Consider the following 16,741-nt stretch of genomic DNA (forward strand, 5'->3'; position numbering starts at 1 on the left):
CGGAAGGCGCCGATGATCGGCTACCTCCGCGACGACAACGGCGTCCCCTACGACGCCGGTACCTTCGACCTCGACGCCTACCTCAGCCGCATCAACCCCCGGCTGCTGGAGTCCAGCGAAGGCCGCCGTGTCCTGACCCGGCTGGATCCTTTGCTGTGGGCGATCATGTATGTTCCCCACCTACTCAAGTCACCGGACGGGCAGCTCACCTTCGGCGACGTCCACCTTGAGCTGTACCGCGACGCCCTCGAACTCGTCCGCGAGCCTGGCCCGCAGGAGTCCCGCCGCGCGTACGTCGCGCCGCGCGGGTCCGGGAAGAGCACCACCCTGTTCCTCGCGATCCCCTTGTGGGCTGCCGCGCACGGGTGGATCCGCTTCGTCGCGGCGTTCTCCAGTTCCGCTACGCAGGCCCAGGACCATCTGGCCGGTCTGCGCCGCGAGTTGCAGACGAACAAGCTCCTCCGTGCGGATTACCCCGAACTCGCGACGCCGGCGCGGAAGATGAACGGCACACCGGTCGCGGATTCGCAGTCGATGCTTCACACGAAGTCGGGCTTCAGCTTTGCCGCGAGAGGCATCGATACGGAAGTCCTCGGCCTGGTCGACCCCGAGAACCGCCGCCCCGACATGCTGCTGCTCGACGACATCGAAGGTGAGGAAGGCGCCGGCTACTCCGCCTACCAGGCGAAGAAGCGCCTCATCACGGTCCTCGACGGGATCATGCCGATGAATGATCGCGCGCACCTGCGGTTGATCGGGACCGTTAACCTGCCGAACGGCATCCTGCACCAGTGCGTCAAGGCGGTCACCGAACCAGGCCCGCCCGCCCCGTGGATCACCGAGCAGAAGATCCAGGTCACGTACTTCCCGCCGCTGGTCGACCAGCCGGACGGGACTCGCCGCTCGCTGTGGCCGGGACGGTGGAGCACGGAACACCTGGAGTCCATCGCGCACACCAGGGCGTTCGCGAAGTCGTTCAAGAACATGCCGGTCAACGAGGACGGCGACTACTGGACGCCGGAGGACTTCGCCTACGGCGACGTGCAGGCGTCGAAGGTCCTGCTGCAGATCGACCCGGCGGTGACGGATAAGCGGACCTCGGACTTCCATGCGCTGGCGGTGGTGGCGTTCGAGCCGGGCCGTGATGGGCGCCTCCCGCGGTGTGCGGTCCGCTACGCCCGCGCCTACCGCATGTCGCCGGAGAAGCTCCGCACGAAGGTGCTGGAGATCCTGCAGACGTTTCCGGAGATCGGGGCGGTGCGGATCGAGGTCAACCAAGGCGGGCAGACCTGGCGCGCGGTCCTGCATGACCTGCCGGTGCGGCTGCTGGTGCACACCGAGTCCGCGCCCAAGAAGGTGCGGGCTACGTGGCTGTTGAACCACTACCAGCGCGGCCGGGTCCTGCACGCAGTCCCTCTGCCGGAGGCGGAGGAGCAGATGACGGCGTTCCCCGACGTACTTAACGACGACCTGATTGATGCGATAGGCGCGGGCGTCAGGTTCTTCCTCGACCGCCAGCGGCCCAAGGCCGGGGCTACAACCACCAGCTACGTGAAGGGTGCCGCGTGATAGAGGACCTGATCCCCGCGTACGCCGAGCTCCGGGCCGCTCGGCCGGCGTATGACCAGGCGGAGATGTACCGGGAAGGCGACGCCCCCGAGAAGTTCCCGTCCTCGGACATTCAGCGCCTGCTCAAGGGCGGCTCCCAGGACTTCCACGTCAACCTGGCAGCCCGCCCCGTCGATGCGGTGCTCGACCGGCTGGAGATCGCCGCCGTCGTCTGCGAGCCCGACGAGCACACCGCGACCCTGATGGAGCAGGTGTGGGAGCCCAACGAGCTGGACATCGAGGCGCCGCAGATCCACGACAACGCCCTCACCTACGGCGACGCCTACCTGTTCGTGTGGCCGTCGGACTCCAGCAGCGACGCCGACGAGCAGGGGGAGCCCGTCGCCCACGTGGACGGCGTCCACGTGTTCTACAACTCGCCGCTGTCGGTTCGGGTCATCTACGACGAGGAGAACCCCCGCCTACCAAGGCTGGTCATCAAGGCGTGGTGCGAGGGTGTCGGCGAGGACAAGCGGACCCGGGTCAACCTGTACTACGCGGATCACTTCGAGAAGTGGGTCACGAAGAAGGACTCCGGCAAGAAGTCCGAGGACGCCCTGACCGGGGAAGACTTCGAGCCGTTCGTGGACGACTTCACCGACGAGAACGGGCACATCCCCAACGAGTACGGCCGGATCCCGTTCTTCCACTTCCGCACGCACCGCCCCTACGGCCGGCCGGTCCACAAGAACGCGTACGGCCCGCAGGACGCGTTGACGAAGCTCATCACGAACCAGATGGCCGCCTCGGACTTCGCGGCATTCCCGCAGCGGTACGGCCTGCTGGATCCCGGCGCGTCGGAGGATGACGACCTGGACTGGGGCGACGACACCGAGTCGGACCCGGAGGACCGCCCGTCTCAGATGGTCGCCGCCCCCGGATCGATGTGGATCCTGCGGAATTACAAGAGCGTGGGCCAGTTTGCACCAGCGGACCCGGACGCGTTCTTGAAGCCGCAGGGCCAGTTCATGCGGCTGATGGCGGCGACGACGACGACGCCGATGCGATGGTTCGACCCGTCCGGCGACACGCCGTCCGGCGAGTCCATCCGCGCCGACGACGCCCCGTTGGTGAAGCGGATCGGCGCCTACCAGCGCGCCTTCGGCGCCACCTGGAAGGACGCGCTGGAGTTCGCCCTGCGGATCCTCGGCTTCGACGCGAAGGTCACCATCCAGTGGGCGCCCGCCCAGACCACGGGGGACCTCGAATATTGGCAGGCGGTGCAGGCGAAGCAGGACGCCGGCGTGCCGGTCCGGCAGACGCTGCTTGAGGCGGGGTACACGGATGCGCAGGTGACGGGGTGGGGGTACACGGAGGACCAGCCGAACGGGGAAGGCGGGTTCGACCAGGGGCCCGAACCGCAGCTGGATCTCGCGCCGCTCCCCGAGGTGGTGCCGCCGCTGCCGGTCGGTGGTGAGGAGTGACCACCCCACCCGAGCAGCCGCCGCCCCCGCCGGAGGAGCAGGCGCTCGTCGCGTTGGAGGAGCAGGCCAGCCACACCGTGCGGCATCTGGTGGAGGCGGCCATCGCCGCGGGCATCACCGCCGCGGCGCTCATGGCGTTGCGGGATGCGGTGATGTCCGTGGTGCGGGCCGCGGTCCGGCGTGCTGTGCGGCTGGGCGCGGCCCTGGGAGCCCGCGGGGCGCGACTGGCTCGTCCTCGTGGTCGTGGCCCCCGCGCCCGTGCGGCGGGTCCCAGACGGCGCCCAGCGGCGCGGAGGCCTCAACGCCCAGTCGCCCCGCGGATGCCGCAGACGACGGTCCTGGAAACCCGCGCCGCGCAGGAGATCCGCGCGGTGCTCGACCAGGGCGCCGCGGCTGTCCGGTCCGCCCCTGATGAGAGGCGAGTTCGGGAGGCGGCGGAGCGGGTCGCGTCCCGGCTGTCGGCCGTGGCCGCGACCGCCGTGAACCAGGCCGCGAGCATGGGCGTGGACGCCGTTGCCCGGCAGGCCGGCGCCGACGGCGTCATGTGGATCGCCGAGCGGGACGCCTGCCTCACCTGCACCGCCTTGTCCGGGCAGATCGTCAGGGTGGGGGAGCGGTTCCCGGTCAACCGCACGTTCGGCGACAAGCCGTTGCTGTGGCGTGGGTTCACAGGCCGCCCACCTCGACACCCCTCGTGTCGTTGTAGATGCCGCCCAGTTTGGGGTGACGCTCAAGGTGCGGCCGACGCCCTGCGCCGCGAGGCCCGCCGCAGCGTGGTCCGCGGCTTCAGCCTGCCGTCGGAGTCGCAGGCCGCCCGGTTGCGTGCCGCTGACCGGCTGCTCCGCCGCGGCGCCAACCTGCCCGTGACCGTCGAGGAGTACGGGCGGGACGCGGTTCGCGCCGGCCGGTTCCCCCGCGGTCGTGCTGTACCAACTGGCGCTGGACGGCGCCGACCATGAGAAGGAGAGAGTCCGGATGGACGACACGATGACGAACACCCTCCCGGTTCTGCCGGTTCACCCGTTCACAGGGCTGACCGCCGTCGGGGTGCTGCCCTCCGGCAAGGTGGTGTGGCCGGTGCTGGGCGGGTCCGGCGAGGGCGACGACGCCCCGGAGGAGCAGGCTGACGAGGAGACCGCCGAGCAGGAGACCGACGACGCGGCGGACGCCGACGAGACGGCCGAGGACGAGAAGCCCGAGCCCAAGCCGGACGAGAAGCCGGTGTCCCGCGCTGAGCTGCGTAAGGTCATCGCTGACCGGGACACGGCGAAGAAGGCCCTGCGGGATCTGCGCCGCGAACTGGACGAGGTCAAGCGGGCGAACGAGACGGCGGACGAGACCGCCCGCCGTGAAGCGGCTGAGGCCGCGCAGAAGGCCGCCGACGCGAAGTACAAACCCATCTCCGCGCGTGCTGCCCTGCTCGAAGCCGGGGTGAAGCCGTCACGGGTGAAGGGCGCGCTGAAGCTGCTGGACATGGACGAGATCGAGATCGACGCCGACGGCGAGGTGACCGGTCTCGACTCGCAGGTGACCGGCCTGCGGGAGGAGTGGCCGGAGCTGTTCGCCGACACCCAGCCGGAGCCGGAGAAGAAGGCGGAGGTCAAGCGCCCGGCGCGGGGGGCGGACGGGGCGAACAAACCCGCGCCGCCGAAGAAGGAGATGTCGGTGTCGGAGCGGCAGGCGGCACTGCTGCTCGGCAAGGGCTGACACCCTCCTGAGCAGGGCCGCCGCCCAGGGTGCGGGGCGGCGGCCCGCCGAACACGCTCAGCAAGGCGCGGCGTACCGTTACGCCAGAGCGGGCCGCCGTCATTGCGGGTGACGGCGGCCCGAGCTCGTTCTACAGGTCCCTCCACGCGGGCTTGATCGACGTGAACTCCCTGATCCCGCCGTCCTGCTGGTAGGCGCCCCAGTGCTCCTGCCACTCGCTGAGCAGGGACTGGATGTCCACGCCCGTCATGTCCAGGAGATACACCCAGGTCTTGAGGGTGTCCAGGTCACGCTGCCCCTGGTCGGGCGAATCCTCGGTGGTCTTCGCCCAGTGCCCCCGGATCAGGGCCTGGGCGTCGTTGTACAGAGCCCCGAAGGTCTGCACCGCCCGCGACGGGTCGATGGGAACCGGCGGTGCCGCCGGGATGAGGTTGAACGCCACGCGCTCCTCCTAACTCGAACGTGAGACCGATTTGATCTCACCAGTCCAGTGTGGAGCACACCCGGTTGCCGTTTGTAATCATCCCAACTCGGGCCGCCGCCCTGCCCTGCTGAACACCCTGCCGACGTGGTGTCGATCTCCTGAACAGCCGCACCGGACGGTACGGCGGCAACCAGGTCCCGGACGGGCCACACACACGAGACCCGAACACCACCGGAGGACCGACCGTGGCCGTCAACGACGTCACCACCTGGATCCCGGAGGAATACTCCTCCGAGGTCGTGCAGCGCGTCACCCAGCGCTCCGTCATCGAGGCCATGGCCCGCTCCTGGCCCATGGCCAACAACCTCCGCCACGTCCCCCGCTCCGCGGGCATGGACGTCGCGGGTGTCGCCGCCGGCGGCACCTACGCGGAGGACTCCAACACCAACGACGAGGTCCTGCTCACCGCCCGCAAGATGGGCCAGGCGCTCCGCCTCAACGAGGAGGACCTCGCCGACTCCAACCTCGTGGACGTCATCAACACGAAGAAGATGGACTGGGCGACGTCGTTCGCGAAGTTCTTCGACCAGGCGGCGCTCGGCTGCACCGCAGCGGAGAACGGCACGACCGTTCTGTTCACCAGCGTGTACAAGAGCCTGCGGACCACGCAGTCCAGCCTCGGGTACACCGCCGACGACAACTACGTTGTGTCCGCCTCGGGCAGCGCGGTGACCTACAGCGACCTGTCCGATGTCCTGTCCCGCGTGGAGACCGGCGACTACTGGGACGAGGGCTCCGCGCTGGTCATCGCGCACCCGTCGTTCAAGGCCAAGCTCCGCAACATCCGTGCGCCGCAGTACTCCGGCGACACCGGCGGCACTCCGATCTTCGTGCAGGGTCAGGGCGGCGACAGTGGCACCCCGGACACCCTGTTCGGGCACCAGATCTTCTACACCCTCGGTGCGAAGACTCACGCGACGAACACCAGCAACCCCACGGGGAACCCGCTGCTGATCGTGTGCAACCGGGAGTTCCTGTACAAGGGCGTCCGGTCGGGCCCGGAGTCGGCCATCGCGGGCGCGGACAGCGGCCCGGCGTTCCTCACGGACCAGGCCCTCATCAAGATCCGGGCTCGCAGGGCGTTCGCCGTGGCCCACCCGAAGGCCTTCGCGGTCCTTGAGGACGCCTGAGCCGCACGCTGACGTCGTCCTGGCCCCCTACCCGATGCCCACGGCCCGGGGGCCAGGACGAACCCACGAAAGGGAGCCTGGGATGAGTGAACGGCAGCGGGGCGTCTGCCCCAAATGCAGCGACACCGATGTGCCGCTGGCCCCGAAGACGGGCCTGCTGTACAAGCACCCGGGCCCCGACGGCAAGACCTGCCCCGGCAGCGGACAGAAGCCCGCCGCCCCGCAGGAGCCGGACGAGGTCGACGCCGTGGACGAGTCGGACGACGAATGGCTCACCGACGACGAGCGCGCCCCCGAGCCTCCGGCGCCGGTCACTTCCCCGTCGGCCGGCGCCGGAGAGTTCGTCTGGCTCCTGACGGTTCGGCAGCCCGCCCTGTACCTGGACGACGCGGACTGGCACCAGCAGAACGGTCTGGCCGCCGCGAAGGCCGCGCAGGCTGCCGGGCTCACCCCCGCCGGGGAGGCCCGATGCGCGGGCGTCGCAGCATCGGAGGACGGCGCCGGGCTCGTCCTCACCTACACCATCCCCACCGAAGGAGCCCAGCGTGGTTAAGGCGCTGATGATCCGCCGCACCCGTGACGGCAACGTCAAGGTCCGCGGCGACTTCCCCGACGAGCAGACGTTCCCGTTCTCCTGGCTGCAGCGTGAGATCGCGAGCGGGATGGTCGAGATCACCGTCACCGTGAACCACGAGGACGGCCCGACGGTCTACGCGTTCGAGGGGTTCGAGCCCCACGTGGACGCCGACGGCAGGCCGGAGCGGGACAAGAACGGCGATCCCAAGCTGAACTTCACGGCGTGGAAGTGCCGGAAGGTGGAGGGCTGAGGCATGGCGGACTGGGTCGCGAACATCGCCAAGGGCATGATCAAGTACTACGCGAGCTTGCCTGCCACGAACGACGCCCTGATCGTGGTCCCGCTCGAAGCGTCCGGCTTGGAGGCCGACTCGACGCTGAAGGACTACGACGACCTCGCGTCGCTGCTGGCCGGGTCGACGAATGAGCAGACGTCGCTGGGCCGCAAGACCGTCAACAGCGGCATCGTCATCACCGTGGACGACACCAACGACCGGGTCGACATCGACGCCCCCGACCAGGTGTGGACCTCCACCTCCGGCAACGCCGTGGGCGCGCTGCTGTGGTGCTACGACGGCGACACCACCGCCGGCACGGACGCGAACATCGTCCCTGTGTCGAAGCATGACTTCTCGTTCGTCCCGGACGGCACGGACGTGACTGCGGTCGTCGCCGCGGCGGGACTCCTCCGGGCGTCCTGACCCCCTGTCAGCGCTGGGCGGGCGAGGGGAGGTAGCCGGTGCCCACGCTCGTCCAGGCGTTCTACGTCCCCTCCGGCACATCCGGCGGCAACACGAACACCCTGACCACCCCGTCGTTCTCACCGGCGGCGGGGGACGTGCTGGTCGTCAAGGTCGGCACGTGGGACACCTCGGCGACGATGGGCACCCCGACCGGGGGCGGGCAATCCTTCACGCAGCGGGCTGTTGTCGCCCCCGCCTCATTCCGCAGCTGGTGCGCCATCTACACCGCGACCGTGTCCGGTAGTCCCGGGTCGATGACTGTCTCCTCGACGCCGTCGGCGTCATGTATGCACTCGATACTCGTCGAGTGGTGGACGTCCGCGGCGCTGGGGTCGCCCCCGGTCACAGCCAGCGCGGAGAACAGCAACGGCACCCCCACGGGGTCGATCACCACCACGGCGGCCAACAGCGTCGTGTCAATCGTCAACATCGACTTCAACTCCCGCAACCCGTCCACACGCGCGTACGTGAACAGCGCGAACGTCACCGAGGAAGCCGTCCTCGACGCGTCCCCGACCTCGGACTCGGTGCACTACTACTGGCGGCAGGCCGTCCCCACGGCGGGTGCCACGTCGTTCGGCATGACCTCGCCGACCGCGCAGCGGTACTCGATGGCGGCGATCGAGGTCAAGCACGCGGCAGGCACCAGCGTCAACCTCGGGCAGGGCGCCGAGTCCGACACGGCGACCACGCTGTCACGGCAGAAGAAGAGGGCGTTGGGGCTGGTCGCCTCTGCGGAGACAGCGGCGGTGATCAGGCCGGCCAAGGCGCGCGTCGTCCTCATGGCCACCGCCTCCGACACCGCCACCGTGCTCGGGTTGTCCCACGCCCGGCGGCTCGCGCAGGCCGCCGAGATCGACACCGGCTCGGCGTTCACCCGGTCCCGCGCCGCAGGGTTGGGCCAGCCGGCCGAGGTCGGCAGCGCGCAGGTCGTGCAGCCGGTGAGGGCGCTGCCGCTCACCCAGCCGGTCGAGGTCGACGCCGCCACGCCCGTGGGGAGGGCGAAGGCTCTCGGCGTTGGGCAGGCGGCGGAGACGGGCACGGGGCAGGCCGTGACACCTGCTCACGCGGGGCAGGTGGGGCAGGCTGCAGAGCTCGACGGCGCGACCGCCACCGGCTGGGCCAAGGCAACCGCGCTCGCCCCGGCGGTGGAGGACGACACAACCCAGCAGATGACTGGCGCCAAGACCACGCCGCTGGGGCTGGTGGAGGAATCGGCGACGGCCGACCAGATGGCCTTGGCTCGTGCGCTGCCCATCGCCCAGACCGGTGAGGACGACACCGCCGCACCGCTGTCCGGAGCGAAGGCCGTCACGGTCGGGCAGCCGTTCGAGGATGACACTGCCGCTTCGTACGGGGCGGGCCGGGACATCGGTCTCGGGCAGCCCGAGGAGAACACCACTGCGGGGCAGGCCGTCCCTGGGAAGACGCTCAGCCTGTTGGAGGCGTCGGAGACCTCCACCGGTCATCCCGTCGCCGCAGTCAAGGCGGAGGGTGTCGGGCAGGTCGCCGAGACCAGCCAGGGCCAGCCGGTCTCCCGTGCGAAGACAAAGGCACTGGGTCAGCCGGTCGAGGTCGACGTCGCCCAGCGGGAGCCGCCTGTTCGCATGCTCCCGCTCGCTCAACCCGTTGAGACCAGCACGGCCGGCGCGGACGTCCCCAGCAAGGCGGGGGCCCTCACCACGGTCGATGAGGTGGACACCGGGGCCCTGCTGGGCGAGGCCAAGCAGCGCACCATCGCCCAGCCCGCGGAGGTGGACGCTGCCGGCGAAGTGGCGTCGTCGGTGGCGGGAACGCTCGGCCAGGCGACGGAGACGGACGACGCCGGAACGGTCGTCGGGGGGAAGCGGCTCGCGTTCGGGTTGGTGGTGGAGGACGACACGGCGGCTCTGCTGCGGGTGGCGTTGGGGCGTCTGCTGGGGCAGGTCACGGAAGCCGACACCGCAGGGTCCGTCGTGGGCAGCAAGGCCCGCGGTGTGGGCCTGGTGGTCGAGGTCGATGCTGCTGCCGCGGTCGCGCGGTCCATAGTGCGCGGCCTGGGTGTCGCGAGCGAGTCCGACGTAGCGCGGGCGGTAGCCCCGGGGAAGGCCCGCCTCCTGGGGCGCTCGGTGGAGGTGGATGCCGGTCTGGTGCTCGCGGCGGCCAAGCGGCTGCCGTACCGCCAAGCATCCGTGAGCGAGACCGGGCGTCCGCTGGATCTGCGGGTCGCGGGGACGTTGGGGCAGGCGGTCGAGGAGTCCACCACTGGTCTGCTGGGTGGGGGGAAGCGCCGCCTGTTGGCGTTGGCGGTGGAGCAGACGGCGGCGGGGCGGGTGTTCCGCAAGGCCCTGGTTGGCGCCCCGTTCGGAGGTGGGGCTTCGACGCCGGGGTACGGCGGCGCTGCCGTCCCGGACGCCGGGTTCGGGGGGAGCGCCGCCCCGGGGGAAGCGCTGGGCGGGGTGGTCGTGTTCGGTGCCGGGTTCGGTGGATCGACGAGTGAGGAGACCTGAGTGGGTACGGTGCGGGTGGCGTTGGACCCTGGCTCGGCGCGGTTCGCCTCGTCGTCGTTCCCAGGTCTGAGCCTGGTGCAGGGGACGGCGTTTCCGGTGTTCTCGCTGGCGTTCGATGGCACCTCGACGGAGCGGGCGTACTGGAAGGTGCCGCTGCTGTCCTACGGGTCAGGGAACATCACCTGCACGGTGGAGTGGTACGCCGACACCGCGTCGTCGGGTGGGGTTACGTGGGAGACCGCGCTCGCGGCGATCACCCCGAACGTGGACACGACCGACGTGGAGACCAAGAGCTTCGCCACCGCGAACACGGCCACGGACACGCACTTGGGGACGACGGGTCAGCGGGTCCACACGGTGGACGTCACCATCAGCAATCTGGACAGCGTCACCGCTGGTGACGTGGTGTGGCTGCGGGTGTCCCGCCTCCCAGCGGATGCGGGGGACACCATGACCGGGGATGCCATGCTGCTCGGGCTGACCCTCGCCTACTCCGACTCGTAGGAGGCTGGGGTGGCGGTCAGGTTCTCCAACACGGGCCAGAACTACACCCGTGCCACTGGGCTGAGCACCATGACAGCCCTGTCCGCCGCATGCTGGGTGAAGTTCACCAACCGCCGGTTCTTCTTCTCAACCATCTGGGAGTTCGGCCAGTCGAACAACGCGATCGGGCTAAGCACGGACGGCAACGGCGGCACCTGCGGTGTGATGACCGGGATCACGGGAGCATCGTCGATAAGAGCCAGCAGGGCCGTCACCACGGGAACCTGGTACTACTTCGGCGCATCCGTCTCCCTGACCACTGACGCAGGGACGATGGTGTCCCTGGCAGCTGGGGACTCCGCCTTCACTACCAACACCTGGACCGACACCACCAGTGGCATCCCACTGAGCAGCATGCGGATCGGGCAGGGCGTGACGGCCACCACTTGGTGGCTCGATGGATGCGTTGCGGCCCTGAAGATCTGGAATGGGGTGGCGCTGTCCAGTGACGAGCTGGTCAGCGAGGCGTTCTCCTACCTGCCGCAGCGGACCGCGAACCTCACCATGTGGTACCCGTTCACGCGGGCGGAGACAACGGACTACTCCGGGCAGGGGCAAACCCTCTCTGGTGGCACCGGCGCCACGACGGAGGACGGTCCGCCGATCCCGTGGGCGGTCACTAACCCGACGGTGGTTCTGCCGTTCGGGGTGTCTCTCCCCATCGGTCAGGCGACCGAGACCGACACCGCTCAGCCGGTCAGCCTGGGCAGGGCGATCAGCCTCGGGCAGGCGGCCACCCTGAACACCGCCACCCCGCTCACGCTCACGCACGCCCGCGCCATCACCCAACCCGCCGAGAACGGCACAGCAGCCGCCCTCGCCAAGACGAAGACCCGCCCGACGGGGCAGGCCGCAACGACGGACACCGCCACGCAGGCGACTCCAGCCAAGACGCGGGCCCTGCACTCCGCCACCACCGCCGAGACCGCACAGGCCGTACAACCCAACGTGGCCCGCCCCATCGCTCAAACCACCGAGACCGACACCGGGACCGCCCTCACTCGCACCCGCGCACGAGCCCTCGCCACGGGGATAGAGGCGGACACGGGGCAGACGATCCAGCCGAACCGTGCCGTTCTGTACGGGCAGGCGGCGACCACGGACACCGCCACGCTCTCGCAGGTCGCGAAGTCCCGGACGCTCGCAGGCACGACGGAGACCGACACCCCGCAACCTGTGCGGCCGAACATCGCCCGCCCCTTCGCGCAAGCCGGCGAGGACACCACGGCGCAGCCTGCTGCGCCTGCGAAGATCAGCACCCTCGCCCAGGGCGCGGAGTCGGACACCGCGCAACCGCTGGCCGGGGTCGGCGCGGTCACCCTCACCCAAGCCTCGGAGCAGGACAACGGCCAGCAGGTCACCTTCGCCCGCGCCGTCCTCATCGACCAGGCCACCGAAACCGACACCCCGCACACAGTGGTGGGGGAGAAGCGGGGCAGCATTGCGCAGGCCGCTGAGACCGCCGCAGCCGGGCCCGTAGCCTCGACGAAGACCCTCGTGCTTGCTCAGCCGTCCGAGACCGCCACAGCGAACACTGAGGCCCCCGCCAAGGCACTCACGCTGGCGCAGCCTGCCGACACTGGAACAGCCGTCACCCTTGCCTCGGCGAAGGCTCGCGCCCTTCAGCAGTCGTCTGAGGCGGACACCGGCCAGGCGGTCACCCGCACCAAGGCCAAGCAGGTCGGGCAGACCAGCGAGCAGGACACCGCCCAGCAGGCCACCCTGCACCACCACCTCGCCATCACCCAGACCGGCGAGCAGAACACCGCCACAGCGACCACCCGGACCAGGGCCGCCCACCTCAACCAGGCGAACGAGACCACCACCCCCGGCACGGCCACGCCCACCAAGGCGGACGAGCTCCACCTGGTCGCCGAGAGCAGCACCGCGAGCGGGCTTGACCGCACAGAGGCCCGAACCCTCGGCCTGCCCATCGAGCAGGACACGGCTACGCCCACAGCAGCGGCCAGCGCAGCCACCCTCAATCAGGCGGCGGAAACCGACACCATCACCCCGGCCACACCCCGCAAGACCAGGGACCTCCCGCAGGCCGCTGAGACCGCCGCTGCGAGCCCCGTCGGCCGCACCAGGGCCCGCAGGGTCACCCAAGCGGCGGAGACCGACACAGCCGCACTCACCGCCGAGCGTAAGCACCGCGCCGTCGGCCAGGCGGGCGAGAGCGACACCCCGCACCCTGCCACCCCTGCTAAGCAGCGCAGGACGGGCCAGCCGCAGGAGACCAGCACCGCCGCACGTCAGGCGCCGGCCAAGGCCACCCGCCTCACCCAGGCGGCAGAGTCCAGCGCAGGGGGACAGGCCACGCCGGCGAAAGCCCGCACCCTCGTCCAGCCGGTCGAGGTGGACGTGGCAGCGATCCTTCACCGCGCCAAGCGGAAGTCTCTCGCGCAGGCGTCCGAGACCAGCGCAGGGACCCTGCTGGTGCTGACCCACGCCGCCACCCTCGACCAGGCAACCGACACCAGCACCGCCACACGAACCGGCAGGGTGAAGCGCAGGCTGCTCGCCCACGCCGCTGAGACCACCACCGCCGGGCGGATGTACCGGAAGGCGAAACCCTGGTCGATCTACAGGGGGGACGCCGACACCCCGACCTACCGGGGGGCCGCGGCCACGACCAGCTACGGCGGCACCGCCCGCACCTAGGAGGCCGCATGGCGCAGTTGTTGAAGCTCACACTGGTCGAGCGGAACGACGTCACCGTGGAGTTGGCCGCCACCCGCTCCGGTGTGCCCGTCGCCATCGACCCAGGGGCGGACCTGGAGCTCTACCTGAAGACCACGGAGTACCAGGACGACAGCGAGGCGATCGTCTTGTCCCGCGACGGCGGGGAGATCGTGGTGACCAACGACGCGGCGGGACTGGCGGAGGCCACCATCGACGGCACCCTCATCACCACCGACCTCACCTTCTGGCGGTACGACCTCATCGACGGCGGTGCCCGCCACACCGTCCTCTACGGCCCCCTTGAGGTGATCAACGTATGACCACGTGGACAACCCCGGACCAGGCCAGCACATGGACCAGGACCGCCCTCGACCAGCGGGCCCTCGACGCGGCGTACCCGATCGTTGAGCTGTTCGCCGGCGTCACCGTTGACGCCCAGGACACGCTGAAGCCCCGCGACCTCAGGCTGCTGGCGTACGCGGAGGCGTACCAGGCCGCGTGGATGCAGTCCCAACCCGACGTCACAGGGCGGATGGACGTGACGCAGGTGGTGCAGGACGGCGTCCAGTACTCCCAGGCGGACCCCGACGCGATGGTGCTCGCCCCCTTGGCGAAGCGGTGCATCAACCGCCTGTCGTGGCGGAAGTCCCGCACCCTGCAGCCGCTCACCCCCGACCAGGCCCTCGCTCTGCGCGGCAGGGTCGTCCCCGGCACGATGGCCGGCACCGAGGAGTGGTACGACGACCACCAGGTGTGGGAGCCCCTGCGGTGAGCGCGTTCCTGCCCACTGCCACGGTCGCTGTCCTGAGGGGTGAGACCACGGACGAGTACGGCGACCTCACGGACTCCGACACGCCCGTCCGAGGTGGGGTGCCCATCTCGCTCATAGAGCGGGAGCAGCGCGTGTTCGTCGCTGCAGAGAACCGCTACACCATCGTCCGCTACATCGCTGGTCGGGTCCGCCCCCACGCCGACATCCGCGAGCAAGACCGCTTGCGGGATGAGGCGACGGGGTCGATCTACCTGGTGGAGGCCGTGTCCCGCCCGCAGTCCCCCATCGGGAGAGCGGACGTGCGGCTCGTCCTCCGGCGGGTCGGCACCTGAACCGGTAGACGGCTCACGGCCCGCAGCCCCGACGTAGAGGGAGGGCGGGCACATGGCGGTCATCGTCGTGATGACGCCAGGCTGGGAGTTGCAGCTTGAGCGGCACGTCGCTGTCGCCATGGACAAGCTCGCCGATGACATCGCAGCCGACGCCCGCCGATTCGCCCCCGTCGACACCGGGCACCTGCGGTCGTCGATCCGGGTTCACAAGATTGGTCCGACGTCGCGGCGGATCCACGCCCACGCGGACTACGCGGCGTGGGTGGAGCTGGGCACTCGCCCGCATGTGATCCGCCCGAACAGCAAGAAGGCGCTGTACTGGCCGGGCGCTCGCCACCCCGTGGCGAAGGTCAACCACCCCGGCACCCGTGCTCAGCCTTTCTTACGTCCCGCTTTGTATCTGCGGAGGATCCTGTGAGTTTCCTCCCGCACACCGAACTCGTGGCCATCGCCTGGCTCAAGGGCGTCCCCGGCATCCCCGACGGGGCTGTCGGCACCACCCTCCCCGCCGACAGTTCAGCGTGGCCGGATGGGTTCCTGCAGATCGGCGTGGTCGGCGGCAGCAAGCACCGGGACGTCCCCCAGCATCAGCCGGTCGTGCAGGTGGACTGCTGGGCCGCCAACCCATCGGGTGCGAAACCTCCGTGGGGCAAGGCGAACCAGCTCGCCGAGCGCATCTGCCGGCACTGCTACGGCGGGGTGGATGACGCCCTGCCTGTACAGCGCGAGGTGACCCTGCCGGACGGCTACCAGGCGGCTCGTGTCCAGTCCGCGTACGTCGTGACCGAGCCCCGCCGGATCCCCTCCGACGAAGCCAGGTACGCCCGCTACAGCCTGGACCTGCAGCTCTTCTGGGTGGCCGTATGAGGTACGCGCTGCGCGGCTCCGTCTCGGGTGAGCTGCTCACCTTCCAAGGCCGGGTCCTCGTCCACGACAACCGCGGCGAACTGGAGTGGCTGTTCCCCGGTGAGCGGGTCGTCCCATACGACGGCGCCCTCCCCACCCTGCCCGTTGCCGAGCACCCCGACATGGCCCCCGTCCGGTGGCCGCTACGCAAGGAGGACTTCCGCTGATGAGGGTCCGAACCACCATCGAGCCCGGCAAGGTGCTCGACGTTTCCGAGGCCGAGTACCTCGACCTCAAGCGGCAGGGCCTGCTCCTGCCCAACCCGAACGATGAGCAGGTCCGCATCGCCCAGGGGGCGGCGGACCAGCCCGCGCCCCGGGCGCCCAAGCAGAAGCCCGCCACCGACACCAACAAGGAGAGCTGACCAATGAGCGTCGTGACGTCGAACCTCATCCAGGGCCCGGCGGAAATCTACACCGCCGCCTTCGGCACCACAGAGCCGTCGGACTCCGCCATCAACACCGCGCCGTCCGCGTCGGCGTGGACGGACATGGGCGGCACGATGGACGGCGTTGAGCTGGAGCTCACCCAGGAGTACAAGGAGCTGACGGTCGATCAGCTCGTGGACATCCCGGCCCGCCGGCTGACCAAGCGTGAGCTGAACTTCAAGACGAAGTTGGCCGAGCCGACGCTGGATCGGCTGAACTGGGCGCTCAACTCGGCGACGGGCGGTGTCCAGTCCGGTGCCGGGGTTGAGTCGCTGGAGCCGGACGACAGCAGCGCGGCGACGCAGCCCACCTACTCGGCGGTGATCCTCGACGGGTACGCCCCCGCCGGGCTGCGGCGCCGGATCATCCTGCGGAAGGTTCTCAACGTCGAGGGCGTGAAGACCTCGTACAAGAAGGAGGACCAGACGGTCTACGAGGTGGGGCTGGTCACGCACTACGTGTCGCCCAGCATCAAGCCTTTCAAGGTCGTGGACGAGGTGGCTCCGTAATGGCCGGGCCCCGCACCACCACCAAGGGCAAGGCCCGCCCTCGCCCGGTTGCCGCAGTCCGGGACGGCGACACCCCGAACGTCGTCAGGCTCTCCACCTCGGCCGCGCCTGTCGCGGTGGAGAAGGTGCCGCTGTTCTCGATTGACGACGTCGAGTACGGCATGCCCGCCACGATCCGCCCCAACGTCGCCCTGAAGTACCTGCGGATGGTGCGCACCCAGGGCGGCGACGTCGCTGAGGCGTGGCTGCTGGAAGAGGTTCTCGGCGCTGAGGCGTACGAGGCGCTCATGGAGTACGACCAGCTCACCGTCGACCAGCTCAACCAGGTGATGGCGATCGTCCGGGACCACGTGCTCGGGCAGGCGGAGCAGCAGCGCGCGGGAAACGGCTAGAGCGGGTCTCCCA

21 protein-coding genes are annotated in these 16,741 nt (G+C 69.9%); 20 read left to right on the forward strand and 1 reads right to left on the reverse strand.

Going from position 1 to position 16,741, the window contains the following annotated elements; all coding sequences use genetic code 11:
* The first annotated feature begins 12 nt into the window (after positions 1-12).
* Genes FLW16_RS06655 through FLW16_RS06670 form a run of 4 tightly spaced genes read left to right on the forward strand, consistent with a single transcriptional unit; the run spans position 13 to position 4,739 of the window.
* Positions 13-1,569: a hypothetical protein gene (locus FLW16_RS06655; RefSeq protein ID WP_142558697.1), complete on the forward strand. Its 1,557-nt coding sequence runs from the start codon at positions 13-15 to the stop codon at positions 1,567-1,569.
* Positions 1,566-3,032 carry a phage portal protein gene (locus FLW16_RS06660; RefSeq protein WP_142558699.1) on the forward strand — a complete coding sequence of 489 codons (1,467 nt, stop codon included), beginning with the start codon at positions 1,566-1,568 and terminating at the stop codon, positions 3,030-3,032. Before FLW16_RS06655 ends, FLW16_RS06660 begins: the two co-directional genes overlap by 4 nt.
* Positions 3,029-3,991 carry a hypothetical protein gene (locus FLW16_RS06665; RefSeq protein ID WP_142558702.1) on the forward strand — a complete coding sequence of 321 codons (963 nt, stop codon included), beginning with the start codon at positions 3,029-3,031 and terminating at the stop codon, positions 3,989-3,991. The genes FLW16_RS06660 and FLW16_RS06665 overlap by 4 nt, the downstream gene beginning before the upstream one ends.
* A gap of 16 nt (positions 3,992-4,007) precedes the next feature.
* The gene (locus FLW16_RS06670; protein ID WP_142558704.1) at positions 4,008-4,739 is read left to right on the forward strand and encodes a phage scaffolding protein; all 732 of its coding nucleotides are present in this window, start codon (positions 4,008-4,010) and stop codon (positions 4,737-4,739) included.
* Positions 4,740-4,869: 130 nt separating this feature from the next.
* Here the strand turns inward: FLW16_RS06670 and FLW16_RS06675 are convergent, their stop codons facing one another.
* Entirely contained in the window at positions 4,870-5,181 is a 312-nt protein-coding gene (locus FLW16_RS06675) for a hypothetical protein (RefSeq protein ID WP_142558706.1), read from the reverse strand.
* A gap of 227 nt (positions 5,182-5,408) precedes the next feature.
* Between FLW16_RS06675 and FLW16_RS06680 the strand changes: the two genes are divergently transcribed.
* The 16 genes from FLW16_RS06680 to FLW16_RS06755 all read left to right on the forward strand — a co-directional run bounded on the left by FLW16_RS06680 (position 5,409) and on the right by FLW16_RS06755 (position 16,728).
* On the forward strand, positions 5,409-6,353 hold the full coding sequence (locus FLW16_RS06680; RefSeq protein ID WP_142558708.1) for a phage major capsid protein: 945 nt from the start codon (positions 5,409-5,411) through the stop codon (positions 6,351-6,353).
* An 82-nt stretch (positions 6,354-6,435) separates the two neighbouring features.
* Positions 6,436-6,906, forward strand: coding sequence for a hypothetical protein (locus FLW16_RS06685; RefSeq protein ID WP_142558709.1), 471 nt, complete (start codon positions 6,436-6,438; stop codon positions 6,904-6,906).
* Positions 6,899-7,180, forward strand: coding sequence for a hypothetical protein (locus FLW16_RS06690; protein ID WP_142558711.1), 282 nt, complete (start codon positions 6,899-6,901; stop codon positions 7,178-7,180). The genes FLW16_RS06685 and FLW16_RS06690 overlap by 8 nt, the downstream gene beginning before the upstream one ends.
* Positions 7,181-7,183: 3 nt before the next feature.
* The gene (locus FLW16_RS06695) at positions 7,184-7,630 is read left to right on the forward strand and encodes a hypothetical protein (protein WP_142558713.1); all 447 of its coding nucleotides are present in this window, start codon (positions 7,184-7,186) and stop codon (positions 7,628-7,630) included.
* A gap of 38 nt (positions 7,631-7,668) precedes the next feature.
* Positions 7,669-10,161 (forward strand): hypothetical protein, encoded by a 2,493-nt coding sequence (locus tag FLW16_RS06700; RefSeq protein ID WP_142558716.1) that lies wholly within the window; start codon positions 7,669-7,671, stop codon positions 10,159-10,161.
* Complete coding sequence (locus FLW16_RS06705) at positions 10,162-10,665, forward strand: hypothetical protein (RefSeq protein ID WP_142558718.1); 504 nt, start codon at positions 10,162-10,164, stop codon at positions 10,663-10,665.
* Positions 10,666-10,674: 9 nt separating this feature from the next.
* Positions 10,675-13,368: a hypothetical protein gene (locus FLW16_RS06710; protein ID WP_142558720.1), complete on the forward strand. Its 2,694-nt coding sequence runs from the start codon at positions 10,675-10,677 to the stop codon at positions 13,366-13,368.
* A gap of 8 nt (positions 13,369-13,376) precedes the next feature.
* Complete coding sequence (locus FLW16_RS06715) at positions 13,377-13,709, forward strand: hypothetical protein (protein WP_142558722.1); 333 nt, start codon at positions 13,377-13,379, stop codon at positions 13,707-13,709.
* A complete protein-coding gene (locus tag FLW16_RS06720) occupies positions 13,706-14,161 on the forward strand; it encodes a hypothetical protein (protein ID WP_142558724.1) in 456 nt (151 codons plus the stop codon). The genes FLW16_RS06715 and FLW16_RS06720 overlap by 4 nt, the downstream gene beginning before the upstream one ends.
* Positions 14,158-14,493, forward strand: coding sequence for a hypothetical protein (locus FLW16_RS06725; RefSeq protein ID WP_142558726.1), 336 nt, complete (start codon positions 14,158-14,160; stop codon positions 14,491-14,493). The genes FLW16_RS06720 and FLW16_RS06725 overlap by 4 nt, the downstream gene beginning before the upstream one ends.
* A gap of 52 nt (positions 14,494-14,545) precedes the next feature.
* The gene (locus tag FLW16_RS06730) at positions 14,546-14,911 is read left to right on the forward strand and encodes an HK97 gp10 family phage protein (RefSeq protein ID WP_142558727.1); all 366 of its coding nucleotides are present in this window, start codon (positions 14,546-14,548) and stop codon (positions 14,909-14,911) included.
* On the forward strand, positions 14,908-15,360 hold the full coding sequence (locus FLW16_RS06735; protein WP_142558729.1) for a hypothetical protein: 453 nt from the start codon (positions 14,908-14,910) through the stop codon (positions 15,358-15,360). Before FLW16_RS06730 ends, FLW16_RS06735 begins: the two co-directional genes overlap by 4 nt.
* Positions 15,357-15,566, forward strand: a complete 210-nt coding sequence (locus FLW16_RS06740; RefSeq protein ID WP_142558731.1) for a hypothetical protein — start codon at positions 15,357-15,359, stop codon at positions 15,564-15,566. The genes FLW16_RS06735 and FLW16_RS06740 overlap by 4 nt, the downstream gene beginning before the upstream one ends.
* Positions 15,566-15,763 carry a hypothetical protein gene (locus tag FLW16_RS06745; RefSeq protein ID WP_142558733.1) on the forward strand — a complete coding sequence of 66 codons (198 nt, stop codon included), beginning with the start codon at positions 15,566-15,568 and terminating at the stop codon, positions 15,761-15,763. Before FLW16_RS06740 ends, FLW16_RS06745 begins: the two co-directional genes overlap by 1 nt.
* 3 nt (positions 15,764-15,766) lie before the next feature.
* Positions 15,767-16,336, forward strand: coding sequence for a hypothetical protein (locus FLW16_RS06750; protein WP_142558735.1), 570 nt, complete (start codon positions 15,767-15,769; stop codon positions 16,334-16,336).
* Complete coding sequence (locus tag FLW16_RS06755) at positions 16,336-16,728, forward strand: hypothetical protein (protein WP_142558737.1); 393 nt, start codon at positions 16,336-16,338, stop codon at positions 16,726-16,728. Before FLW16_RS06750 ends, FLW16_RS06755 begins: the two co-directional genes overlap by 1 nt.
* Positions 16,729-16,741: the final 13 nt, after the last annotated feature.

The organism is Microbispora sp. KK1-11, assembly GCF_006874435.1.
GTDB classification, from domain to species: domain Bacteria; phylum Actinomycetota; class Actinomycetes; order Streptosporangiales; family Streptosporangiaceae; genus Microbispora; species Microbispora catharanthi.